Origin of the sequence: Dactylosporangium sp. NPDC000521, from assembly GCF_042898305.1 — a bacterium.
In the GTDB taxonomy this organism is placed as follows: domain Bacteria; phylum Actinomycetota; class Actinomycetes; order Mycobacteriales; family Micromonosporaceae; genus Dactylosporangium.
This window is the reverse complement of record NZ_JBIAYW010000003.1, coordinates 307,206-330,553: the sequence shown is the minus strand read 5'-3', so window position 1 is coordinate 330,553 and position 23,348 is coordinate 307,206. Positions and strand designations below refer to the sequence as shown.

Here is a 23,348-nt window from a genome sequence, read left to right as displayed (position 1 = left end):
CAGGACACGGCTCACAGGGCGCCCTTGGTGCTGGGCACCACGCCGGCGTTGCGGGGGTCGAGCGCGCACGCCTGGCGCAGCGCCCGGGCGACCGCCTTGAACTGGGCCTCGACGATGTGGTGCGCGTCGGGCTGGGCGCCGTGCCGGCCCGCCCGCAGGATGCTGACGTGCAGCGTGACCCGGGCGGAGTGGGCGAACGACTCCCAGATGTGGCGGGTCAGGCTGGTCGGGTAGTTGCCGCCGATGTGCGGGGCGATGTTCGCCGGCTCGTCGTGGACCATGTAGGGCCGCCCCGACAGGTCGACGACGGCGGATGCCAGGACCTCGTCGAGCGGGACCTGGGCGTTGCCGTAGCGGGTGACGCCCGCCTTGTCGCCGAGCGCCTCGGCGAACGCGGCGCCGAGCGCGAGCGCCGTGTCCTCGACCGTGTGGTGCGCGTCGATCTCGAGGTCGCCGACGGTGTGCACCCGCAGGTCGAACCCGCCGTGCTTGGCGATCTGGTTGAGCATGTGGTCGTAGAAGCCCACGCCGGTCGAGATCTCGCCGACCCCGGTGCCGTCGAGGTCGAGCTCCACGGAGACCTTGGTCTCCTTGGTGACCCGCTCGATCTTGGCGGTGCGACTCACAGCAACTCCTCCAGTGCGTTCAGGAAAGCGTCGGTCTCCTCGGGCGTACCGGCGGTGACCCGCAGCCAGCCGGGGACGCCGACGTCACGGATCAGCACGCCGCGGTCGAGCAGCGCCTGCCAGACGCCCTTGCTGTCGCCGCGGGGCGCGCCGAAGAGCACGAAGTTGGCGTCGCTGTCGGCGACCGTCAGGCCCCAGCCGCGCAGCGTCCCGACGATCCGGTCGCGCTGGGCCTTGACCACGTCCACGGTCGACAGGAGCGCGCCGGTGTGCGCGAGCGCCGCCCGCGCGGCGGCCTGGGTCAGCGCCGAGAGGTGGTACGGCAGCCGCACCAGCTGCACGGCGTCGACGACGGCCTCGCCGGCCGCGAGATAGCCGACCCGCCCGCCGGCGAGCGCGAACGCCTTGCTCATCGTGCGGGTGACGACCAGCCGCGGGAACTGCTCGATCAGCGACAGCGCGAACGGCGTGCCGGGGCGCGCGAACTCCGCATACGCCTCGTCGACGATCACCATCCCGGGCGCGGCCTCCGCGACGGCCCGCACCACGTCGAGGGGCAGCGCGGTGCCGGTCGGGTTGTTGGGCGAGCAGAGGATGACCACGTCGGGCCGGTGCTCGCGGACCTTCGCGACGGCGTGCTCGGCGGTCAGCGTGAAGTCGGCGTCGCGCCGCCCGTCGATCCACGCGGTGCCGGTGCCGGCGGCGAGCAGCGGGTGCATCGAATACGACGGGGTGAAGCCGAGCGCGGTGCGGCCCGGCCCGCCGAACGTCTGCAGCAGCTGCTGCTGGATCTCGTTGGACCCGTTGGCCGCCCACACGTTGCGCCAGGTCAGCCCGTGCCGCAGGTATGCGGCGAGGTCGGTGCGCAGGGCGACGGCGTCGCGGTCCGGGTAGCGGTTGAGGTCGCGCAGGACGGCGGAGAGCGCCTTCTCCATCTCCGCGACGGCCTCGTCAGGCAGCGGATACGAGTTCTCGTTGGTGTTGAGCCGCACGGCCACGTCGAGCTGGGGCGCGCCGTAGGGCGTCAGCCCGCGCAGCTCGTCGCGGAGCGGCAGGTCCTGCAGGCCGGTCACTGTGCGAACCTCACCTTCACGGCGGCGCCGTGCGCCGGCAGATCCTCGGCCTCGGACAGGGCGACGACGTGGTCGGCCACCTCTGCGAGGGCGTCGCGCCCGTATTCGATGAGCTGCACGCCGCGCAGGAACGTCTGCGTCGACAGGCCCGACGAGTGCCGGGCGCAGCCACCGGTGGGCAGCACGTGGTTGGACCCCGCGCAGTAGTCGCCGAGCGACACCGGCGACCAGGCGCCGACGAAGATGGCGCCCGCGTTCCAGACGCGCTCGGCGACGGCCCGCGCGTCGCGGGTCTGGATCTCCAGGTGCTCGGCACCGTAGGCGTCGACCACCCGCAGCCCCTGCTCCAGGTCGTCGACGATGACCGTGGCCGACTGGATGCCGGTCAGCGCCTCGGTGACCCGCTGCAGGTGCTTGGTCGCCGCGACCTGCCGGGCGACCTCCGCTTCGACGGCCTCGACGAGCTCCAGCGACGGCGTGACGAGGACGCTCGCGGCGAGCGGGTCGTGCTCGGCCTGGCTGATCAGGTCGGCGGCGACGTGCCGCGGGTCGGCGGTGTCGTCGGCGAGGATCGCGATCTCGGTCGGCCCCGCCTCGGCGTCGATGCCGACGACGCCGCGGAGCAGTCGCTTGGCGGCGGTGACCCAGATGTTGCCCGGGCCGGTGATCATGTCGACCGGCTCGCAGCCCTCCTGGTCGCCATAGCCGAACATGGCGACCGCCTGCGCGCCGCCCACCGCGTAGACCTCGTCGATGCCGAGCAGCGCGCACGCCGCCAGGATGTTGACGTTGGGCAGGCCGGTGTCCTTCTGCGGCGGGCTGGTGACCGCGATCGACGGCACGCCCGCGACCTGCGCCGGCACCACATTCATGATCACGCTCGACGGATACACGGCGAGACCGCCCGGCACGTAGAGCCCCACCCGGCGGACCGGGATCCACCGCTGCGTGACGGTGCCGCTGGTGCTCAGCAGCGTCGTCACCTCGGTGCGCCGCTGGTCGCCGTGGACCTTGCGGGCCCGCTTGATCGACTCGAGCAGCGCGGCGCGCACGGCCGGGTCGAGCCCGGCCTCGGCCTTGGCGATCGCCTCGGCCGGCACCCGCAGATCGGTCAGCTCCACCCCGTCGAGCCGGCGGGTGGCGTCGCGGACCGCGCTCGCCCCATGCTCGCGGATCGCCTCGACGATCGGGCGCACCTGCTCGGTGGCGACGGAGACATCCAGGGCGGCACGGGGCAGCAGACGGCGGGGATCCGTGGTGGAGCCGCGCAGGTCGATCCGGTTCAGCACCCTTGGGAGTCTAGGCGGAACCACTGACAATTATTCGGTCGCATCCCGCTGTGCGGGCTGTCGGGATTGCGCCCAGCGCCAGTTCAGCTCCGCCGCGTCCGGTGGCGGCCCGGGCAGCACCGACCGCAGGTCAGCGGCGTCCGGCACCCGCATCCCGTCCAGCAGCAGGGCCAGATGGCGGCGGCGCAGCTCCGCCGTGCGGTCGCGGTCCGGCACGCGGATCGCCGCGCACCCCTCCAGGATCAGCGTGACGTCCGCCACCACGACGTCCGGGCGCAGCCCGCCGTCCTCGTGCGCCCGCCGCACCAGGTCACCCGCGAGCGCGCCCGCCAGTACCGCATCCGCGCGCATCTCAGGGGTCGAGGTGAACGTGCCGGCGAGGTGCACGGTGAGCGAGTGCACGTCCGCCTCGACGACGCCGCGCAGGAACCGCACCAGCGCCGCCCACCCGTCCGGCTCCTCGGCGGCCGCCTCCGCCTCGGCGACGAAGGTGCGCAGACCGTCGTGGCACAGCGTGCGGAGCAGGTCGTCCTTGCCCTTGTACCGCCGGTACAACGCGCTGATCCCGACCCCGGCCCGCTCGGCGACGGCGGCGATCGGTGCCTTCGGGTCCTCCAGGAACACGTCGCGCGCCGCGGCGAGGATCACACCGTCGTTGCGGGCCGCCTGCACGCGCCGGCCGGACAGGTTCGTCATGCCGCCACTGTACCGCCTGAGCGGAACGGACCGTTCCGGTCTGGCCCGTTCGACGCCCGTCTGTTTCGCAGTGGCCGTCGCGGTGCGGCAAACGGGGTCCGCTCGGCTAGGCTTCGCCCGTGGAGGAAGCGAACGAACCCGAGCGGACCCTCCTGCCGCTGTTCCCCCTCGGCACGGTGCTGTTCCCCGGCCTGGTCCTGCCCTTGCACGTGTTCGAGCCCCGCTACCGCACGCTCGTCCAGCACCTCGCCGAGCTGCCCGCCGACCTCCCCCGCGAGTTCGGCGTGATCGCGATCCGCCGCGGCTGGGAGGTCGGCCGCGTCGAGGGCGAGCAGGGAGAGACCACCGACGCGTCGATCACCGCCGGCGAGGCCCTGTCGCTGTACGAGATCGGCTGCGCCGCCGAGATCCGCCAGATCACCGAGCTCGCCGACGGCCGCTTCGACCTCATGACCGTCGGCCGCCGCCGCTTCCGCCTGCTCGGCCTCGCCCGCAACGACGCCCCGTACCTCACCGGCGAGATCGAATGGCTCCCCGAGCCGAAGGGCGAGCCCGACCGCGAGGAAGAGCTGGCGGCCGGCGTCCTCGCCGCGTTCCAGCAGTACCTGAAGGCGGTCCGCAGCGACGAGGACGGCGACGGCGAGCAGCTGCCCGACGACCCCACGGTCCTGTCCCACCTGGTCGCGGCCACGGCGTCGCTGACCCTGGAGGACCGGCAGTCACTGCTCGCCGAGCCCGACACGACCAGCCGCCTGAAAGCCGAACGCGCCCTGCTCCGCCGCGAGGCAGCCCTCCTCGGCCAGGTCCGCGCAGTCCCGGTCGCCCTGTCGGACCTCGCCGTGCCCTCCAGCCCCAACTGACCCTCGCCGCCGTCACGTCGCCGGCACAGCGCAGCCCCCGCCTTGCCTCGCCGCGCCGCGAACACACCGGCCCGCCCGCGCACAGGAACACCCCACGACGCCCGGCACTCACGGCTCCGGTGGCCAGGTTCACCCTGAGGACGCGGGCCACTCTCAAATCCGCGCCTCGCTCCGCAAGCTGTCTCACGGCCGGAAACGTGGCCGCACCTGGGGCTGCGCATCGGCCGCACCAGGACGGCGCCCGCCCGCGACCGAACCACGCCGCCTCCGAGACGGGTCCGAGCACAAGGCCAGGGCAGCGCTCAAGCCGGGCCACGTCGAGCACGGGACAGGAATGAGCCCGGCCGGAAGCATGGCCACTCCCGAGACCGCAGACGGACCTGAACCGCGTTCGAAGACAACCCCGAGCGCGAAGACCGGGGCGGAGCCATGCCCAAACCACAAGCGGACCCGAACCGCGACCGAACACGGACCCAGCGCGAAGACCGCGCGGAGCCACGCCCGGGACCACGGACCGGCCCGAACCGCGCCCGCACCCGGGACAGGGATGAGCCAGCCCGGAGGCAGAGCCGCTCCCTGAAAACCGCGAGCGGCCCGAATCGCACCCCAGGGCGGAGCCGGATGCGAGTGCGAGGCGGGGCAGTTCCTGAAGACGGGGCCGAGTTCGAGAACAACGACGGGGCTGGGCCGGGGCCGCGTCTGGGGACGCGATGGGCCGGGGCCGGAGGCGGGGCTGCTTCCGCGGCCGCGGACGGATCCGGGCCGCGTCCGGGACCGAAGCCGGAGACCGCGCCTGAGCCCACGACCGAGGCTGAGGGACCCGGGCACGACCGAGACCACAGTCGGAGACCGCGCCGAGACCGCGGCCGAAGACCAGTGCGACCGACAGATCGGCACGACCGACGACCGGCACGACCGAGAACCAGTACAACCGAAGACCGGCGCGGCCGAAGACTCGCGCGGCCGGAGACCGGCGCGATCGGAGAGCGGCGTCGCCTTCCGGAGGGCGGGGTCGCGCTCTCGGGTTGTGTCACGAACTGGGTCGGGCCGGCCTGGTCGCGGGTCAGGGCGTGCCGGGTGGCGGTGGGGTCGGTGTGCCGGGGATGCCACCGTCGTGCTGGCCCGAGGAGGGCGGTCCACCCGCACCAGTGGCGCCGGACGTGGGCTTGCGGAGATCGGGGCGGCCGGGTGCCGGGTCACCGTATGGCTGGCCGGACGCGGGCTGGTCGCCGGTGGCCGGGTTGCCGGCGCTGGACCGGTCGCCGGTGGGCGGGCCGGGCCATGGCGGAAGGCCGGCCGAAGGGTTGCCCTCGGCGATGGGTTGCCCGAAGGGGGCGGTGCCGCCGCTCGGTGGGCCGTATCCGGACTGGCCGTGGCCGGGATGCGCATACCCAGGATGCTCGTGACCGGGCCCGGACTGGGCGGACTGCTCGAAGCCGGGCTGGGCGTGGCCAATGCCGGGGCCGGGCTGGGCAGGGCCGGGATAGACAGGGCCGGGCCGGCTGGGGTCGAGGGAGCCGAACGCGGGATGGGCGGGCCCGGCGTACGGGCCGCCGTCGTGCGGGTAGCCGGGGAAGTACGGGTCGCCGGTGGGCACGTCGGGGTCGGGGTCGTGGGTCAGGGTCGGCGACGTGTGGAAGCCCGCGAGGCACGTGTAGATCACGGCGGCCACGAGCGCCTGGATGAGCAGGGACCCGCGGACCCACGGGACGAAGCCGAGCCACAGGCCGGCCTCGCCGGCGCGGACCTTGGCGGGCCGGAAGATGTGGGTGTTGACGGGGGCGTGCTCGGCCAGGTCGAGGTAGTGCGCATAGCCGACCTTGTTGCCGAGCCACGCGGCGAGCGCCGCTGCCGCTGCCGAGCCGATGACGAGGCCGGCGAGGATGAACGGGCCCCGGTAGCGGCGCAGGACGATCCAGGCGGCGACCGCGAGCAGGATTCCGGCCGCCGCCCCGAGGATCATGAACCAGCCGTCGTCGGCGAAGTAGCCTTCGGGCGCGGCCTCGATGGGAGCGGGGCCATACGGCGTCTGGACCAGCTCCACCTTCGGCGCGACCCACGACCACAGCAGGCCGACGGGGGCGCCGAAAGCGACCACCACAGCGGCGACGACCAGGCCGAACAGGGCCTCCAGCCCGAGCGACCGGCGCCGCCGCGGGGACGGCTTGGGAAGCTCCGGCTGGTCGATCGGCTCGATCGGGGCGATGCTCACGATTCCATCCTGCCAGGCCCGGCGCCGGCGCCCCGACCCGCGCCGCCGCCGGAAGTCACACCGCCGGATGGACCACCGCCGGATGGACCACCGCCGGGCACCGCGGCCGGCCCCAGCAGCGACGTGAGCTCCCGGAGCAGCTCGGCGGTGACCGTGACCCGCTGCGGCCCGATCGAGATGAGGGTGCGGCGGGGGCCGTTGACCAGGTCGACCTGCACCTCGGTGGAGCCTGGATGCCGGCCGACGACCTCCCGCAGCCGCTCGACCACCGGCGTGGTGCATTGGTCCGGCGGCAGGGAGAGCACCAGCGGCCCGCCGGCCGGAGCGGTCAGGTCGGGGACGGCCAGGTCGCTGGCCATCAGGCGGGGCGCCTCCTCGCGGCGGTCGACGCGGCCCTTCACCGCCACCACCGCGTCCTCGGCGATGTGCTGCTCGACCAGCTCATACGTGTTGGGGAAGAACATGACCTCGACGGCGCCGTCGAGGTCCTCCAGCGTCGCCGACGCCCACGGGCGGCCCTGACGGGTGACGCGGCGCTGCACGCCGGAGAGGATGCCCGCGAGGATCACGGGCGTGCCGTCGGGCACGGTCTCCTCGTCGGCGAGGGCGGCCACGGAGCGGTCGGCGGAGCGGCGCAGCACCTCCTCCAGCCCGCGCAGCGGGTGGTCGGAGACGTAGAGGCCGAGCATCTCGCGCTCGAAGGCGAGCCGCTCCGCCTTGTCCCACTCGATGGCGGGGACGGGCGGCGACGCGACGAGCGCCGCGGAGCCGAAGAGGTCGAACTGCCCGATGGCCTCGTTGCGCTTGGTGGTCATGACGGACTCGACGGCGTCGGCGTGGACGGCGATCAGGCCGCGCCGGGTGTGGCCGAGGGAGTCGAAGGCACCCGCCTTGATGAGCGACTCGATCGTCTTCTTGTTGCACACGACCTGGTCGACCTTGGCGAGGAAGTCGTAGAAGTCGGCATACGGCCGGGCGCGCACGATCGCCGCGACGACCGCCGGCCCGACGTTGCGCACGGCGCTGAGGCCGAAGCGGATGTCGGCGCCGACGGCGGAGAACCGGCCCTGCGAGGCGTTGACGTCGGGTGGCAGGACGCGGATGCCCATCCGCCGGCACTCGGCGAGGTAGAAGGCGGAGCGGTCCTTGTCGCCGCCGATCGAGGTGAGCAGCCCGCTCATGTACTCGGCGGGGTAGTTGGCCTTCAGGTACGCGGTCCAGTAGGCGACGAGCCCGTAGGCGGCGCTGTGCGCCTTGTTGAACGCGTAGTCGGAGAAGGGCACGAGCAGGTCCCACAGGGTGCGGATCGCGCCGTCGGAGTAGCCGCGCTCGCGCATGCCGGCGGAGAACGGCGCGAACTCCCGGTCGAGGATCTCCTTCTTCTTCTTGCCCATGGCGCGGCGCAGCAGGTCGGCGGCGCCGAGGGAGTAGCCGGCGACGCGTTGCGCGATCGCCATGACCTGCTCCTGGTAGACGATCAGGCCATAGGTGTCGCCGAGGATGTCCGCCAGGGGCTCGGCCAGCTCGGGGTGGATCGGGGTGACGGGGCGGCGCCCGTTCTTGCGGTCGGCGTATTCGTTGTGCGCGTTGGCGCCCATCGGGCCGGGCCGGTAGAGCGCGCCGACGGCGGAGATGTCGGCGAACGTGTCGGGCGCCATGGAACGCAGCAGGGCGCGGACGGGGCCGCCGTCGAACTGGAAGACACCGATCGTGTCGCCGCGGGACAGCAGCTCATACGTCGCCTTGTCGTCGAGCGGCACGGTCTCCACGGCGAGGTCGACGCCCCGGTTCTGCCGGATCGCGTCGAGGGCGTCGTCGAGGATGGTGAGGTTGCGCAGGCCGAGGAGGTCCATCTTGAGCAGGCCGATGTCCTCGCACGCGCCCATGTCCCACTGGGTGATGATCGCGCCGTCCTGCTCGCGGCGCTGGATGGGCAGCACGTCGAGCAGCGGCTCGCGGGACAGGATGACGCCGGCGGCGTGCACGCCCCACTGCCGCTTGAGCCCTTCGAGGCCGCGGGCGGTGTCGACGACGGTGCGGACCTCCTGCTCGCTCTCGTAGAGCCGGCGCAGCTCGGCGGCCTCCTGGTAGCGCGGGTGGGCCGGGTCGAAGGCGCCGCTGAGCGGCATGTCGCGGCCGAGCACCGGCGGCGGGACGACCTTCGTGATCCGCTCGCCGACGGAGAACGGCAGGCCGAGGACCCGGGCCGAGTCCTTGATGGCGGCCTTGGCCTTGATCGTGCCGAACGTGATGATCTGGGAGACGCGGTCGTCGCCATAGCGCTCGGTGGCGTAGCGGATGACCTCGCCGCGGCGGCGCTCGTCGAAGTCCATGTCGATGTCGGGCATGCTGACCCGCTCGGGGTTGAGGAACCGCTCGAAGAGCAGCCCGTGCTCCAGCGGGTCGAGCTGGGTGATGCCGAGCGCGTAGGCGATCAGGGCACCGGCGGCGGACCCGCGGCCGGGACCCACCCGGATGCCCTCGCCGCGGGCGTATGCGACGAGGTCGGCGACGACGAGGAAGTAGCCCGGATAGCCCATGCTGCTGACCACCGACAGCTCATACTCGGCCTGGCGGGCGTGGTCGGCCGGGATCCCCGCCGGGAAGCGCCGGGCCAGGCCGCGCTGCACCTCGGCCCGCAGCCACGAGTCCTCGGTCTCGCCGTCGGGCACCGGGAACCGCGGCATGAGGTCGCGATGCGCGAACACCGACGCATAGGACTCGATGCGATCCGCGATGGAAAGGGTGGCGTCGCAGGCGCCGGGGACCTCGGCGTCCCACAGCGCGCGCATCTCCCCGGCCGACTTGAGGTAGAAGTCGCGGGCGTCGAACTTGAACCGCTTCGGGTCGGCGAGGGTCGTCGCGGACTGCACGCACAGCAGCACCTCGTGAGCGTCGGCGTCGCCGGGGTGCGTGTAATGCAGGTCGTTGGTGGCGACCGGGGTCAGGCCGAGCCGCTTGCCGAGCCGCAGCAGGTCCTGCCGGACGCGGGTCTCGATGCCGAGGCCGTGGTCCATCAGCTCGAGATACAGGTTGCCGGGGCCGAAGATGTCGCGCAGCTCGGCGGCGGCGGCGCAGGCCCGCTCGAAGTCGCCGATGCGCAGCAGCGTCTGCACCTCACCGGACGGGCAGCCGGTGGTGGCGATCACCCCGCGCGAATATTCAGCCAGCAGCTCGCGGTCGGCGCGCGGCTTGTAGAAGTAGCCTTCGATGCTGGACCGCGACGACAGCCTGAACAGGTTGCGCAGCCCGGTCTCGTCGGCGGCGAGCATCGTCAGGTGCGTGTAGGCGCCGCCGCCGGAGACGTCGTCCTCGCCGCCGGCCGCCCAGCGGACCCGGGTGCGGTCGCCCCGGTGGGTGCCTGGGGTCAGATACGCCTCGATGCCGAGGATCGGCTTGACCCCGGCGGCGACGGCCTGCCGGTGGAAGTCGTAGGCACCGAACATGTTGCCGTGGTCGGTCATGGCGAGCGCGGGCTGGCCGAGCCGGGCCGCTTCGGAGAACAGGGACCCCAGCCTCGCGGCCCCGTCCAGCATCGAATACTCGGTGTGCGCGTGCAGATGTACGAACGACTCCCCCACGTCGCAGAACCTATCCCCGGGGTACGACACTTTGCGAGACTCGCAGCATGATCGACCGTGACCGTCTGGGCGCACTGCTGCGCCGTGAGCGAGCCGCCTTCGCCGACCGTAACCCACGCTCCGCCGAGGAGTACGCGAACGCCGGGAACCTGTTCGGCCGCGTCCCGATGACCTGGATGAACAAGAGCGCCGCCGGCTTCCCGCTCTACCTGGCCGCGGCCCGCGGCGCGACGCTCACCGACGTCGACGGCCACGAGTACACCGACTTCTGCCTCGGCGACACGGCCGCCATGGCGGGTCACGCCCCGGAGGCGACCCGGGACGCGGTGCAGGAGCAGTTCTCGAACGGTGCCTGCGCCATGCTCCCCACCCCGGACGCGGCCTGGGTGGGCAAGGAGCTCACCAGGCGGTTCGGCGCCACCGAGTGGAGCTTCGCGCTCACCGCCACCGACGCCAACCGCTGGGCGATCCGGCTGCTGCGCGCGGTCACCGGCCGACCGAAGATCCTCTTCAACAGCTACTGCTACCACGGGTCGGTCGACGAGTCGCTGATCGTCACGAGCGACCAGGGCCCGCGCAGCCGCGAAGGCAACGTCGGCGCCCCCTGCGACGTCACCAGCACCAGCCGGGTCGCGGAGTACAACGACCTCGAAGGCCTCGAACGCGAGCTCGCGCACGGCGACGTCGCCGCGGTCGTCATGGAGCCCGCCCTGACCAACATCGGCATCGTGCTGCCGGAGCCGGGCTACCTGGAAGGGGTACGGGAGCTGACCCGCAGGTACGGCACGTACCTGGTCAACGACGAGACCCACACGTTCTCCGCCGGCCCGGGCGGCGCCACGAAACGGTGGGGCCTGGAGCCGGACGTGGTCACCATCGGCAAGGCGATCGGCGGCGGCATCCCGGCGGCCGCATACGGGCTCTCAACCGAGATCGCCCAGCGGATCAGCCGGAGAACGGACCTCGACCTCATCGACATGGGCGGCGTCGGCGGCACCCTGGCGGGCAACGCGCTGTCCATCGCCGCCACCAGAGCGACGCTGGAGCACGTCCTGACCGACGAGGCGTTCGCCAGGATGGAGGCCCTCGCGGAGCGGTTCGAAGCCGGGACGAAGCAGGTCATCGACGCGCACGGCCTGCCGTGGTCGGTGAGCCGGCTCGGCGCGCGCGTCGAGTACCGCTTCGTGAACCCGGCCCCGCGCAACGGCACCGACAGCGCGAAAGCCGCCGACGCGGACCTCGAGGACTACCTCCACGTGTACCTGGCGAACCGGGGCATCCTGCTCACCCCGTTCCACAACATGGCGCTCATGTCACCGGCCACCACGGAGCACCAGGTGGACCGGCACGCCGGCGTGTTCGCCGCGGCGATCGAAGAACTTCAGCGCGCGTAGGGGTCCATCATCACGGCCGCCGCCCGCAGCCACGCGCGCTTCGTCGCCGGCGCCAGCATCGTGTACTCGATGTTGGAGCCGCTCTCGAGCGCCGGGTCGTACGGCACGACGACGACGGCTCTGGTCCGGGAGCGGAAGTGCCCGGCCAGGTCGTCGATGAGCGGCGTCGGGTTGGGCGTCGGGCAGGACAGCAGGGTCACCGCGTTGGCGACGAGCTCGTCCATGCCGGCCTCGTCGAGCAGGTCGAGCATCCAGTCGGCCGTGAACGCCGCGTCCTCCCGCGGGACACTGGTCACGACCAGCTGGTCCGCGGCCTGCAGGACGGTCTGCCAGTTGGGGCTCTCCACGTTGTTACCGGTGTCGACGCAGATCACGTCGTGGGTGCGGCGCAGCAGCTCCAGGACGCGGCGCACCGTGTGCGGGTCGAGCCGCTGCGCGAAGCGTGGGTTCTCCTCGCCGGCGAGGACGTCGTACGAGCCGTCCGAGGCGTGCCGCAGGTAGTCGTCGAGCTGGTCGTACAGGTCGTAGCCGGAGGCGTTCTCCACCCGGACGAGGTCGGCGATGAGGTGCCGGATGGTGCGGGCGTGCCTGGCGCTGCCGGCGCGCAGGCCGAGGGTGCCGCGCAGCTCGTTGTCGTCCCAGGCGATGACGCCCTTGCCGCGCACGCTGCCGATGGTGGCGGCGGTCAGCACGGTCGCGGTGGTCTTGTGGACCCCGCCCTTCGGGTTGGCGAAGGCAAGGACCTTGGGGGCCGGGATCTCCTGGCGCAGGATCTGCACCATCTGCTCGGCCGGGTCCGCTGGGCGGGCCTGATATTCCACCTGAGGACCTCGACGACTCTCATAGGGGTCGACCCGACGCTGCGGCGGAGCGTCGGCGAGGGGGCGCGTGCCGTTGGGATGCATTGGCTCGTCATCGTAGGGCCGCGCGGGCGGATATGGGGCGCTGGGGCGCTCGAACCTTCCGTCGTAATCCAGATCACCCGGGCTTGACCGGCCGAGCAGAGCCCGGTCCAGCAGCGAGCGCCAACGGGCGGGCGGCTCCGAAGACCTGTCCCACCTGGCATCGGCCCGCTCAGCCACGCTGGCCCTCCCTCCGCACCGCAGCGTCCACCCGTACCCCAGGCTACGGACCGAACACTATTCGGACCACACCTGCGGGAGCATCCCCTGCATCAACTGCACGACAGGCCGAAGAGATATCGCCTCAGGGCGGACCGGGCGACGCGACAGGCCCCGCGACCTGTGCCTGCTCGGGCAGCGGCGGCAGGAACACCGTCCGGTCGAGGCGGCGCAGGTCGGTGATCGGATCGACGGCGCGGGTCTCCGGACGGGCCGCGACGGCCCGTAACCCGGCCGGTGCGGCATAGATCACCGCGGCGTAGACGCACGAGCAGTGCTCCCGGTACGCGGTCGCCTCCTTGTCGGCGATGATCGCCCCGTCGAGGTACACGGCGCGGACGTCGCTGGGCTGGTTGCCGGCCTTGTCGAGCAGCTGCCGGTAGCGCGCGGCCTCCTCGGCCTTGCGGGCGGCGGTCGCGTCCATCGCCTTCACCACGTCGGCCGGCACCTCGTAGGCGCCGAGGCGGACCAGCTCCGTCTGCTCGCCCGGCAGCGGCACCCGCGCGAAGACGCTCGACAGGGCGACGCCGGACAGCACCGGGGGCAGCCGGTCGGGGCCGAGGTACGCGGTGAACGACACCAGCGCGTACACGGACTGGTCACCCGTGAGCGCGGCCAGCTCGTCGGCGGAGCGCCGCACGTACGCCGGGATCGAGCCGCCCTCGTCGACGCCGACGCGCAGGACGTCACCCAGGGACGGATCGCTGCGCTGGTGCTGCTGCGCGCCGTGGACGACCAGCAGGGTCGCCGTGACCGCGACCAGCGCGACCACGGCGGTGAAGACGCGCAGCCGGACGGCGCCCCGGAACAGCCGGGCGAGGACATTGCCGGCGGCGGGGAGGAGCCGCTGGTCGAGCCGCTGGAAGAAGTTCATCGCGCGTCGAGCGTCGCACAGGCAAGTTGCACACCTCTTGACAGGGTTGCCAGTGAAGACTATCTATCAGGAAGGTTTCCTAATAGAAAGGTGCCTTCGTGAGAGCTCCCGCCATCGCGACCGCCGTCGCCGTGCTCGGCGCCGCCGTCGCGTTCATGGTCGCCGCCCCCGCCCGGGCGGCCGCCACGCTCCCCGCCCACGTCTTCGCCCCGTACTTCGAGGCGTGGACCGGCGACAGCCTCAACGGGCTGTCCCAGCAGTCCGGGGTCAAGCACCTGACCCTGGCCTTCGTCCAGACCGCGACCCGCGGCTCGTGCACCGTCTACTTCAACGGCGACACGTCCATGCCGATCGCGAACTCCACCTTCGGCGCCGACATCGCCGCGATCCGCGCCCGGGGCGGCGACGTCATCCCCAGCTTCGGCGGCTACGCGGCCGACAACGGCGGCACCGAGATCGCCGACAGCTGCACCGACGTCAACCAGATCGCCGCCCAGTTCCAGAAGGTGATCACCACGTACGACGTGACCCGCATCGACCTGGACATCGAGGACAACTCGCTGACCAACACCGCGGGCATCGACCGGCGCAACAAGGCGATCAAGCTGACCCAGGACTGGGCCGCCGCCAACGGCCGGACCGTGCAGTTCCAGTACACGCTGCCGACCACCACGACCGGGCTCGCCCCCAGCGGCCTCGCCGTGCTGCGCAACGCCGTCACCAACAACGCCCGGATCGACTACGTCAACCAGATGACGTTCGACTACTACGACAACCAGCCGCACCAGATGGCCCAGGACACGATCACCGCGTCCAACGGGCTGCACACCCAGCTCGGGCAGCTATGGCCGGCCAAGACGGCGGCGGAACGGTGGGCCATGATCGGCGTCACCGAGATGATCGGCGTCGACGACTTCGGCCCCGCCGAGACGTTCACCCTCGCCGACGCGCGGACCGTGCTCAACTGGGCGAACCAGCAGGGCATCGCGGCGCTGTCGTTCTGGGCGCTGCAGCGCGACAACGGCGGCTGCCCCGGCGGCGCGGCGGCCGACAACTGCTCCGGCATCCAGCAGCAGACCTGGGAGTTCTCCCACATCTTCAACCCGTTCACCAGCGGCGGCAGCGGCCCCGGCTCGCCCAGCCCGTCGGTGTCGAAGAGCCCGAGCGCCAGCCCGAGCACCAGCCCGAGCACCCCGCCGGGATCGGGGATCGTCAACGGCGGCTTCGAGACCGGCGCCCTGAGCCCGTGGACGTGCGCGCTCGGCAGCGTCGTCACCACCCCCGTGCACAGCGGCACGAAGGCGCTCAAGGCGGCCGCGTCCAGCTCGGACACCGCGCAGTGTTCGCAGACCGTCGGTGTGTCGGCGAACCGCACGTACACGCTGAGCGCCTGGGTGCAGGGCAACTACGCGTTCCTCGGCGCCACCACCGGCACCGGCGACGTGAGCACCTGGACGCCGGGCGGCTCGACCTGGACGAAGCTCACCGTCACGGTCAACACGGGCAGCTCCACCTCGATCAAGGTGTGGCTGCACGGCTGGTACGGCACGGGCGCGATCTACGCCGACGACGTCACCCTCGTCTAGGCGCTCCGCGCAGACGCCTGACCGCCGTGCGCGCCACGGCGGTCAGGCCGCGAGGATCTCCAGGGCGTTGCTCAGGTCCGGCGGGTAGTCACTGACGAACGACACGTACTCACCCTCACGCGGGTGGATGAAGCCCAGCTCCCGGGCGTGCAGCCACTGCCTCGTGAGGCCCAGCCGAGCCGACAGCGTCGGGTCCGCGCCGTACGTGGTGTCACCGACGCACGGGTGCCGCAGGGCGGAGAAGTGCACCCGGATCTGATGGGTGCGCCCCGTCTCCAGCTTGACGTCGAGAAGGCTCGCCGACGGGAACGCCTCGATCGTGTCGTAGTGCGTGACGCTCGGCCGGCCGCCGGAGACGACCGCGAACTTGTAGTCGTGCCCGGGGTGCCGGTCGATCGGGGCGTCGATGGTGCCGCGCAGCGGATCCGGGTGCCCCTGGACGACCGCGTGGTAGCGCTTCTCGACCTCGCGCTCCTTGAACGCCCGCTTCAGGGCGCTGTAGGCCATCTCGCTCTTCGCGACGACCATGAGCCCGGTGGTGCCGACGTCGAGGCGGTGCACGACCCCCTGGCGCTCGGCGGCGCCGCTGGTCGCGATCGTCAGCCCCATCGCGGCGAGCCCGCCGATGACCGTCGGACCGGTCCAGCCGGGGCTGGGGTGCGCGGCGACGCCGACCGGCTTGTCGACCACCACGATGTCGTCGTCGCTGTGCACGATGCGCAGGCCGTCGACGGGGATGGCCTCGACGGCGACCATCGACGGCGGCGCGGGCAGGGTCACCTCGAGCCAGGCGCCGCCGGTGACCTTGTCGGACTTCGCGCGGATCTGCCCGTCGACGGCGACGTCACCCGCCTCGACCAGCGCCGCGGCCACGGTACGGCTGAACCCGAACAACCTCGTCAGCGCCTGATCCAACCGGCTGCCGTCGAGACCGTCGGGGACCGGCATCGACCGGGTCTCACGCATCGGGGTCGGCGTCCTTCCCCGTCACGCGCGCACCGTCGCGGCGCCGGCCCGTGAACTCCAGCAGGATCGCCAGAGCCACGCCGATCGTCAGCGCCGAGTCGGCGATGTTGAACACCGGGAAGTGCCCGGCGTGGTCGTCGAGGAAGCTGAACATGTCCACGACGTGCCCGTGGAACGGCTTCGGCGCCCGGAAGATCCGGTCGCCGAGGTTGCCGGCGGCGCCGCCGAGCACCAGGCCCAGGGCGACCGCCCACGGCACCGACACGGTCGTGCGGACCATGACGAGCAGCCAGCCGATGACCCCCAGCGCGATGATCGGGAAGACCCACGTCAGGTCACTGAACATGCTGAACGCGGCGCCGCTGTTACGGGCGTAGATCACGTAGATCAGGCCGCCGAACAGCTTGACCGGATCGCCGTGCGCGATGACGGAGGTCGTCCACTCCTTCACCGCGAGATCGATGCCGATCACCACGACCGCGACAGCGCCGAAGAGGCTCCAGGCCTTTCGCCGGCTGCCGCGGGGGGTGGTCGTGGTGGTGTCGTCCTGGGTGGTCAGCGTCGCTCCTCCAACTGCTTGCAGGTGACGCAGAGCGTAGCCGACGGGAACGCCGCCAGCCGCTCGACCGGGATGGCGTTGCCGCACTTCTCACACCAGCCGTAGCCGCCCTCGTCGAGGCGCTCCAGGGCCCGCTCGACCTGGTTGACCCGCTCCAGGATGTTGTTGGCGAGGGTGATCTCCTGCTCGCGCTCGAACGTCTTGGTGCCGGTGTCGGCCTGGTCGTCGCCGGCGGAGTCGGTGAGCCGGTGCTGTTGCAGCTCGGCGATCTCGGCCAGGGTCTGGTCGTGCTCCGCCTTGAGCTCGTCGCGCCGCTCGATCAGCGCGACGCGGATCTTCTCGGTCTCCGCGGCGGTGCGCGTGCCACGGGCCTTGGCGGCGGCGGTCTTCGGTTCGGCGGTCTTGGCCATCGTGGCTCCCTTGGCCGCACGAGCGGCGATCGGCGACGTGTTGGATGTGGTGCCTGAGCCGCCCGCGTCGTCCGCAAGCCCCCCAGTGTTGCCGCGCTTGCTCTGCGCCGACGTGGTTGTGCTCCCCCGAGCCGCCGCTTGCCGAGTGCCGCGTTTCTGTGCTGTTGTCACAGTGGTCACACGCGTCACATCAGCGGCGTCATGCTGCCCGGCGGTGCTCGCGGACGCGCCTCTCGGCACGCCACCCGCTCGCTCGGCCATGGCTTCCCCCAGATGCAAAACGGGCGCGCGACGCGCGTCGCGCACTCCAGTGGCTGGCAAGAATACGGAATGTACACGCGTCCGACAAACATGCCACACGCATTCCGACCAATTGGATCAGTTATTGGCGCCGATCCTCGCCATGTTCGGCAAACCAGCGCGCAAGTCTTCCTCGCCGGCTGACCGCTCGCAGCCTGCGCTCCGCCGCGTCACGCACCTGCTCGGTGGCGACGATCAGCAGACTGTCGCGGGTCTTGAGGCGGGTCTGCGACTCCGGCACGAACGCGCCACCGTCGCGAAGCACCAGCGTCACGACCGCGCCGAGAGGCAATCGTAGCTCGTCCACGTGCACGCCGTTGAGCTTCGAGCCGACCGGCACCTCCAATTGCAACAGGTCGGCCCCCATCCGCTCCAGCGGCGCCGACTCGACCTGCAGGTCGGTCGTCTCGCCGGGCGCCGCCACGCCGAGCCGCTTCGCGACCGGTGGCAGGGTTACCCCCTGCACCGCCGTGTAGACCACGACCAGCACGAACACGACGTTGAACAGCTTCTGCGCCCCTGGCAGGCCGGCCGACAACGGGATCGTGGCGAGCACGACCGGGACCGCGCCGCGCAGCCCCGCCCACGACAGGAACGCCTGGTCACGCCAGCCGAACCGGAACGGGGTGACACTGACCAGCACCGACAGCGGCCGCGCGAGCAGGATCAGCACCAGGCCGACGACCAGGGCCGGCAGCACCGCGACGCCGAGCTCGCGCGGCGAGGCGAGCAGGCCGAGCAGCACGAACAGCCCGATCTGGGCGAGCCACGCCAGCCCGTCCGCGAAGCCGAGCATCGCCCGCCGGTGCGGCAGCCGCGCGTTGCCGAGCACGACGCCGGTCACGTACACCGCCAGGAAGCCCGACGCGTGCGCGACCGATCCCACCGCGTACGCCAGCACGGTCAGGCCGACCGCGGCCAGGGGGTACAGGCCGGCTGACGGCAGCGCGGCGCGGCGCAGCGCCCAGGCCCCGCCCAGCCCGACGACGAGCCCGATCACGGCGCCGGCGAGCAGCTCGTAGCCGACCAGGCCCAGCTGCTCCCACCACGGGCCGGTGACCCCCTCCGGCAGCGACAGCAGCACCACCAGGATCACCACCGGCGCGTCGTTGATGCCGGACTCGGCCTCCAGGATCGCGGCGAGCCGCGGCCGGACCGGCATCCTGCGCAACGTGGAGAAGACCGCCGCGGCGTCCGTGGAGGACAGCACCGCCCCGTACAGCAGCGACTGCTGCCAACCGGCGCCGAGCGCGAAGTGCGTGATCACGCCGACCACGGCCACGCTCACCGCGACGCCCACCGTCGACAGCACCACGGCCGGCCCCAGCACCGGACGCAGCGTCGACCAGCGAGCCGTCAGACCACCCTCGGCGATGATCACCACGAGTGCGCAGATGCCGAGGGTACGGGTGAGCTCCGCGTTCTCGAAGTCGATGCCGAACCCCGCCTCGCCGATCACGACGCCCAGCAGCAGGTACACCAGAAGGCTGGGCAGGCCGAGCCGCACCGACAGCCGCACCGCGCCCACACAGACCAGCAGCACCGCCGCACCGATGAGCAGCGCCAGGTTGAAGTCGTGGCTCAACGCGAGGTGTCCATCAGCGCGGCGAGCCGTGCGGCGTGCCCCTCCGGCAACGTCTCGGGCAGCTCGACGAGCTTGTCCCGGCTGGCGGCGCCCGCCTTGAGCCGCAGCGCCGACGGCCGCAGCCCCAGCGCGCTCGCGAGGGCCTTCAGCGCGGCCTCGGTGGCCTGCCCGTCGACGGGGCGGGCGCCGACCGCGACGATCAGCGCTGGGCCGTACGGTCCGGCGTGACTACCGCCGACCGCGGTGCGCGAGGCACCCGGCTTGACGCGGATCGCGATGGTGGGCATGCCCCATTGTGAAGGTTCACCCGTTCGTGGGCGATGGACCGGATCGGTGGATCATCACCCGGACCGGTCACCTCACCACCATCAGCACCCGTAGTGATCCGTTCGCCACGGATGGTAGTAGGCTGGGCCGGAAGCGAGGGCAGACTGCCGAAGGCGCGGGTCAGGCGCGGCCGGCGAGGACGGCGTCGTTCGGTTCGCAGACGCTGCACGGGGTGAAGCCGAGCTCGACGGCCTCGCTGATCGGCAGGGGTTCGCTCTCCCGGCCGAGCAGGTGCACGCAGCCGCGCACGTGGTAGCGCGGGCGGCCGTCGATGACCAGGACCTCGTCCTGCATCGTGGCGACGCGGGCCATGTCGGCGGGCGACGACGCCTGGATCGGGGGCTCGTCCTCCGGGTCCTCGTCGTCGAACTCCTCGCCGTCGACGGACCATTCGCCGTCCGGGGCGGCCGGGTAGTCGTCGTAGGGCTGCTGCGGCACGGCCGGCTCGTCGCGGACGGGCGTCGTGATCGCGGTCTCGTCGACGGGCGGCAGGTTGGCCTCGGTCCGGCCGCTGTCCCCCAGCCGGGGCGCGCCACCCGAGCCGGCGCCGGTCGTGGAGGTGGTGGCGCCGCGGCCGTACGTGGTGCCGCCGGTGGATCGGGCGCCGGCGCCGACCGGCTGGCGGGCCTCGCGGACGCTGTCGGCGTCCAGGTGGGACTCGAACGGGTCGTAGCGCTCGTCGTTGGGCACCTGCCGGCCGGTGCGCACGGTGCGCGACGAGCGGGCGGCGGCGGCCTGGCGGCCGCCGACGATGAGGGCGACGGCCGCGAGGAGGCTCGCCCCGATCGACGCCACCAACAGGGCGTCGGCGCCTTGCAGCAGGCCCACCACGAGCAGGCCCACGGCCACGACGATCAGCAGCAGACTTCCGACGATCACGGCCTACCCCTCCGCATAGCGATCCCGGCTGATGCTGCGCACGGTCCCGGGCGAGTGTCTCTCAGCCCGTACAACGAACGAGACCCCGGATAGCGACCGGCGCCCCAGCCGAATTTCGGCTGGGGCGCCGCGTGTCGCATTGACCGGCGTGTCGGATCAGTGCTCTGTGCTGGTCACCTGCAAGAACCGGGAGGACTAGCGTCCCGCGCCCTCGTAGCCACCCGAGAGGCCCGCCGTGGCGAGACCGGTGCCGCCGGTCGCGGCGCGGGGCGCGGCCTCGTTGCGGGCGGCCATCTCGGCCTCGAGGCTCTGCTCGCGACCGGTGAGGTCGCGCAGCTGGCTCTCCAGGTACGCCTTCAGGCGGGTCCGGTACTCCCGCTCGAACTGCTTGAGCTCCTCGATGTGCTTCTGCAGCGCGGTGCGCTTGGCGTCGAGGCCGCCCATCGCCTCCTGGTGCCGCTGCCGGGCGTCGCGCTCCAGCGCGTCGGCCTTCGCCCGCGCGTCGCGGGTGACCTCCTCGGCCTTGGTGCGGGCGTCGGAGAGCAGCTTGTCGGCCTCGCGGCGGGCGTCGGACACGTGGTCGTCCGCGGTGCGCTGGGCCATCATCAGGACGCGGAGCGCCTGCTGCTCGCCGTCGCCGCCGCTCGGGCCGCCCTGCGAGCGGATCTGGTCCAGCTCCTGCTGCATGCCGCGAGCGGCCTGCTCGGCGGACTGCTTCTCCCGCTGGACGCGCTCGAACTGCGTCTTGAGGTCGGCCAGCTCCGAGGCCAGGCGCGGGTCGCCGCCGCTGGGACCGGCGGGGGCGCGACCGCCACCACCGCGCTCGAGCTGCGCGCGCAGCTCGTTGTTCTCCTCGATCAGACGGGCGAGCTCGCGCTCGACCTCGTCGAGGAAGGCGTCGACCTCCTCCTCGTCGTAGCCCCGTTTACCGATGGGGGGCTTCTTGAAGGCGACGTTGTGGACGTCGGCCGGGGTCAGCGGCATCGAAACTCCTCGGGTCAGTTGCGGCCGCGTGGCCGCCGATCGGGGCGAGTCACGAGAACACCTCGATCAGTTGCCTTACCACGACGTTCATCAGCACGAACAGGATAACCAGCAGCACAAGCGAAGACAGGTCCACGGCCACGGTACCAATACGCAGCGGACGGATCACCCGCCTCAACGCTTTGAGCGGCGGATCGGTGACGCTCCACACCACCTCGAGCGCTGCCGCCGCGCCCCGGCCCGGTTGCCAGCGGCGGCCGAACTGCATCACGTAGCCCATGACAAAGCGAGCGAGGAGCACTACCAGGAACAGGTAGAGCAGCAGGTACACGATCTGCAGGGTGATGGACACCACGGCCGTTGAGTCCTCGCATCAGCTCTGGTTGAAGAACCCGCCCTCGGCGATCTTAGCTTTGTCCTCTGCGGTGACCTGGACATTTGCCGGAGAGAGCAGGAAGACTCGGTTGGTCACCCGCTCGAAGTTACCACGCAGGCCAAATACCAGTCCTGCCGCGAAGTCGACGAGACGCTTCGCGTCGGCCTCGTCCATTTCGGTGAGGTTCATGATCACCGGGTGGCCGTCACGGAAGTGCTCGCCGATGGTCCGGGCCTCGTTGTACGTGGTGGGGTGCAGCGTCGTGATCGCGTAGCGGCGGTCGTCGGCCTCTTCCTCGACCACTGGCCGCTCCCTCGTCAACGGCTGCGGCGCGATCGCCAGGTTGTCTCGTGTCGGGTAGCTGACCGTGGTGGGCCGAGTGATCGAACGCACGGTGCTGCGGCTCGCGGCGGCGGCGTCCCGCTCCGCCGCGGAGAGGCGCTCCGAGGTCGTCAGCCGCTCGGCCGCGGCGAGGCGCTCGGAGGCGGTCAGGCGCTCGGATGCCGTGAGGCGCTCGGAGGCGGTGAGCCGCTCGGACGCCGTGAGCCGCTCCGAGGAGGAGGTGGAGAGCCGGTCCGACACGGAGAGCCGGTCGGAGGTCATGCGGGCGCGCGGCGCCGGCACCTCGTCGACGTCGTCCTCGTCGTCGGCGAAGTCGTCACCGTAGCCCCGGTAGTGACGGTCGTCGTACCCCCGCTCGTCCTCGTCCTCGACGAGCCCGAGCCATACACCCGCCCTGCGCAGAGCACCCATGCGCGCTCCTCCGTCCACCGCCATGCGGCACTTCCCCCCGTTGTCGGTGCCACCGATCACGATGGTGTGACACCGCCCCGCCGGCGCAGAACCACACCCGTGTAGTTTTTCCGTTCCCGCGGCCAGGCTACCCCAGCGGGGGTCGATTTCCGAGCAATGCGCTACCGACACGAACATGTGTCGAGCCGTGCGAAATCGCGGATTCGAGGTCGCCGCTCATGCCCGCGGAAATCCAGTCCGCGTCCGGAAAGGAGATCCGCAGGCGGGCGGATACGGCGGCGAGTCGCTCGAATGCCTCGTCCGGATCCCATCCGAGCGGCGCGACGGCCATCACACCTTTGAGCGTCAAAGCGGGGCTCGCCGCGATTGATTCGGCCACCTGTTCGATCATTCCGGTGACGGCGCCGCCGCGGTGCTCGTCGTCGTCGAGGCTCACCTGCACGAGCGCGCCCAGCGGCGTGCTCCGCTCCGCCCTGATGGCGGCATCCGCCAGGGCGTCCACCAGCCGCAGGCTGTCCACCGAGTGCACGACGCCGGCGTACGAGGCGACCGACCGCGCCTTGTTGCGCTGCAGCTGCCCGATGAAGTGCCAGCGCAGCTCAGGAGGGCACGCGACAGCCTTGGGGGCGGCCTCCTGGTCGCGGTTCTCCCCCACGTCCAGCACGCCCAGGGACGCCAGGCGGGCCACATCGTCGGCCGGGTACGTCTTCGTGACCGCGATCAGCGTGACCTCCCCGGGGTCCCGGGAGGCGGCCTTGCAGGCGTCGGCGACACGGGAACGGACCACGGCCAGGTTGCGTGCGATCTCCTCGGTCCGCGCGTCGTTCACAGGCACTCCAGTTCGAAGCTCCGTGCGTCGCTCACAGACACCTCCAGCTCGAAAGAGAATCGGGTGGG

Annotated in this window: 19 protein-coding genes and 2 pseudogenes; 3 read left to right on the top strand and 18 right to left on the bottom strand. The window is 71.9% G+C overall.

The features are described 5' to 3' along the window. Positions 1-11: 11 nt before the first annotated feature. The 4 genes from hisB to ACFY3L_RS11640 are packed head-to-tail and all read right to left on the bottom strand — an operon-like array spanning position 12 to position 3,684. Positions 12-626 carry an imidazoleglycerol-phosphate dehydratase HisB gene (gene hisB, locus ACFY3L_RS11655; protein ID WP_344503944.1) on the bottom strand — a complete coding sequence of 205 codons (615 nt, stop codon included), beginning with the start codon at positions 624-626 and terminating at the stop codon, positions 12-14. Then, positions 623-1,699: a histidinol-phosphate transaminase gene (locus ACFY3L_RS11650; RefSeq protein ID WP_389321731.1), complete on the bottom strand. Its 1,077-nt coding sequence runs from the start codon at positions 1,697-1,699 to the stop codon at positions 623-625. The genes hisB and ACFY3L_RS11650 overlap by 4 nt, the downstream gene beginning before the upstream one ends. After that, positions 1,696-2,988 (bottom strand): histidinol dehydrogenase, encoded by a 1,293-nt coding sequence (gene hisD / locus ACFY3L_RS11645; RefSeq protein ID WP_389321729.1) that lies wholly within the window; start codon positions 2,986-2,988, stop codon positions 1,696-1,698. The genes ACFY3L_RS11650 and hisD overlap by 4 nt, the downstream gene beginning before the upstream one ends. 30 nt (positions 2,989-3,018) lie before the next feature. After that, the gene (locus ACFY3L_RS11640; RefSeq protein ID WP_389321727.1) at positions 3,019-3,684 is read right to left on the bottom strand and encodes a TetR/AcrR family transcriptional regulator; all 666 of its coding nucleotides are present in this window, start codon (positions 3,682-3,684) and stop codon (positions 3,019-3,021) included. A 119-nt stretch (positions 3,685-3,803) separates the two neighbouring features. On the opposite strand from ACFY3L_RS11640, the gene ACFY3L_RS11635 reads away from it, so the two are divergent. After that, positions 3,804-4,544, top strand: coding sequence for an LON peptidase substrate-binding domain-containing protein (locus ACFY3L_RS11635; protein ID WP_389321725.1), 741 nt, complete (start codon positions 3,804-3,806; stop codon positions 4,542-4,544). Positions 4,545-5,607: 1,063 nt separating this feature from the next. On the opposite strand, the gene ACFY3L_RS11630 is transcribed toward ACFY3L_RS11635, so the two are convergent. Beyond that, positions 5,608-6,756 carry a DUF2567 domain-containing protein gene (locus tag ACFY3L_RS11630; RefSeq protein WP_389321723.1) on the bottom strand — a complete coding sequence of 383 codons (1,149 nt, stop codon included), beginning with the start codon at positions 6,754-6,756 and terminating at the stop codon, positions 5,608-5,610. 95 nt (positions 6,757-6,851) lie between these two features. Beyond that, positions 6,852-10,337, bottom strand: a pseudogene (gene dnaE / locus ACFY3L_RS11625) (DNA polymerase III subunit alpha); the annotation flags it as partial. 47 nt (positions 10,338-10,384) lie between these two features. Here dnaE and ACFY3L_RS11620 point away from each other — a divergent pair. After that, positions 10,385-11,731 carry a transaminase gene (locus ACFY3L_RS11620; protein ID WP_389321721.1) on the top strand — a complete coding sequence of 449 codons (1,347 nt, stop codon included), beginning with the start codon at positions 10,385-10,387 and terminating at the stop codon, positions 11,729-11,731. Here ACFY3L_RS11620 and ACFY3L_RS11615 read toward each other — a convergent pair. Both ACFY3L_RS11615 and ACFY3L_RS11610 read right to left on the bottom strand, forming a co-directional pair. Further along, positions 11,719-12,483, bottom strand: a pseudogene (locus ACFY3L_RS11615) (MinD/ParA family protein); the annotation flags it as partial. The gene ACFY3L_RS11620 and the pseudogene ACFY3L_RS11615 sit on opposite strands and share 13 nt — an antisense overlap. A 454-nt stretch (positions 12,484-12,937) precedes the next feature. Beyond that, positions 12,938-13,726 carry a hypothetical protein gene (locus tag ACFY3L_RS11610; protein ID WP_389321719.1) on the bottom strand — a complete coding sequence of 263 codons (789 nt, stop codon included), beginning with the start codon at positions 13,724-13,726 and terminating at the stop codon, positions 12,938-12,940. 98 nt (positions 13,727-13,824) lie between these two features. On the opposite strand from ACFY3L_RS11610, the gene ACFY3L_RS11605 reads away from it, so the two are divergent. Then, on the top strand, positions 13,825-15,312 hold the full coding sequence (locus ACFY3L_RS11605) for a glycosyl hydrolase family 18 protein (protein WP_389321717.1): 1,488 nt from the start codon (positions 13,825-13,827) through the stop codon (positions 15,310-15,312). 42 nt (positions 15,313-15,354) lie between these two features. Here the strand turns inward: ACFY3L_RS11605 and ACFY3L_RS11600 are convergent, their stop codons facing one another. The 10 genes from ACFY3L_RS11600 to ACFY3L_RS11555 all read right to left on the bottom strand — a co-directional run bounded on the left by ACFY3L_RS11600 (position 15,355) and on the right by ACFY3L_RS11555 (position 23,280). Beyond that, positions 15,355-16,278, bottom strand: coding sequence for an RluA family pseudouridine synthase (locus ACFY3L_RS11600; protein WP_389321715.1), 924 nt, complete (start codon positions 16,276-16,278; stop codon positions 15,355-15,357). Next, positions 16,271-16,837, bottom strand: a complete 567-nt coding sequence (lspA, locus tag ACFY3L_RS11595; RefSeq protein WP_389322604.1) for a signal peptidase II — start codon at positions 16,835-16,837, stop codon at positions 16,271-16,273. The genes ACFY3L_RS11600 and lspA overlap by 8 nt, the downstream gene beginning before the upstream one ends. Beyond that, positions 16,834-17,247, bottom strand: coding sequence for a TraR/DksA family transcriptional regulator (locus ACFY3L_RS11590; RefSeq protein ID WP_344503934.1), 414 nt, complete (start codon positions 17,245-17,247; stop codon positions 16,834-16,836). The genes lspA and ACFY3L_RS11590 overlap by 4 nt, the downstream gene beginning before the upstream one ends. 382 nt (positions 17,248-17,629) lie before the next feature. Then, on the bottom strand, positions 17,630-19,132 hold the full coding sequence (locus ACFY3L_RS11585) for a potassium/proton antiporter (RefSeq protein WP_389321713.1): 1,503 nt from the start codon (positions 19,130-19,132) through the stop codon (positions 17,630-17,632). After that, entirely contained in the window at positions 19,129-19,419 is a 291-nt protein-coding gene (locus tag ACFY3L_RS11580) for a DUF167 domain-containing protein (RefSeq protein WP_389321711.1), read from the bottom strand. The genes ACFY3L_RS11585 and ACFY3L_RS11580 overlap by 4 nt, the downstream gene beginning before the upstream one ends. Positions 19,420-19,579: 160 nt before the next feature. Beyond that, the gene (locus tag ACFY3L_RS11575; protein ID WP_389321709.1) at positions 19,580-20,338 is read right to left on the bottom strand and encodes a hypothetical protein; all 759 of its coding nucleotides are present in this window, start codon (positions 20,336-20,338) and stop codon (positions 19,580-19,582) included. Positions 20,339-20,533: 195 nt separating this feature from the next. Then, positions 20,534-21,322 carry a DivIVA domain-containing protein gene (locus tag ACFY3L_RS11570; RefSeq protein ID WP_389321707.1) on the bottom strand — a complete coding sequence of 263 codons (789 nt, stop codon included), beginning with the start codon at positions 21,320-21,322 and terminating at the stop codon, positions 20,534-20,536. A 49-nt stretch (positions 21,323-21,371) separates the two neighbouring features. Beyond that, positions 21,372-21,677 (bottom strand): YggT family protein, encoded by a 306-nt coding sequence (locus tag ACFY3L_RS11565; RefSeq protein WP_344503930.1) that lies wholly within the window; start codon positions 21,675-21,677, stop codon positions 21,372-21,374. 18 nt (positions 21,678-21,695) lie between these two features. Next, on the bottom strand, positions 21,696-22,451 hold the full coding sequence (locus ACFY3L_RS11560; RefSeq protein WP_389322602.1) for a cell division protein SepF: 756 nt from the start codon (positions 22,449-22,451) through the stop codon (positions 21,696-21,698). Positions 22,452-22,578: 127 nt separating this feature from the next. After that, positions 22,579-23,280: a YggS family pyridoxal phosphate-dependent enzyme gene (locus tag ACFY3L_RS11555; protein WP_389321704.1), complete on the bottom strand. Its 702-nt coding sequence runs from the start codon at positions 23,278-23,280 to the stop codon at positions 22,579-22,581. Between the last annotated feature and the right edge of the window lie 68 nt (positions 23,281-23,348).

What these genes read in the sequence shown, in the direction of transcription:
- ACFY3L_RS11570 (WP_389321707.1), bottom strand. Translation starts at nt 21,322, where the DNA reads ATGCCGCTGACCCCGGCCGACGTCCACAACGTCGCCTTCAAGAAGCCC.
- ACFY3L_RS11640 (WP_389321727.1), bottom strand. Translation starts at nt 3,684, where the DNA reads ATGACGAACCTGTCCGGCCGGCGCGTGCAGGCGGCCCGCAACGACGGT.
- ACFY3L_RS11600 (WP_389321715.1), bottom strand. Translation starts at nt 16,278, where the DNA reads ATGCGTGAGACCCGGTCGATGCCGGTCCCCGACGGTCTCGACGGCAGC.
- ACFY3L_RS11610 (WP_389321719.1), bottom strand. Translation starts at nt 13,726, where the DNA reads ATGAACTTCTTCCAGCGGCTCGACCAGCGGCTCCTCCCCGCCGCCGGC.
- ACFY3L_RS11620 (WP_389321721.1), top strand. Translation starts at nt 10,385, where the DNA reads ATGATCGACCGTGACCGTCTGGGCGCACTGCTGCGCCGTGAGCGAGCC.
- ACFY3L_RS11590 (WP_344503934.1), bottom strand. Translation starts at nt 17,247, where the DNA reads ATGGCCAAGACCGCCGAACCGAAGACCGCCGCCGCCAAGGCCCGTGGC.
- ACFY3L_RS11580 (WP_389321711.1), bottom strand. Translation starts at nt 19,419, where the DNA reads ATGCCCACCATCGCGATCCGCGTCAAGCCGGGTGCCTCGCGCACCGCG.
- ACFY3L_RS11560 (WP_389322602.1), bottom strand. Translation starts at nt 22,451, where the DNA reads ATGGGTGCTCTGCGCAGGGCGGGTGTATGGCTCGGGCTCGTCGAGGAC.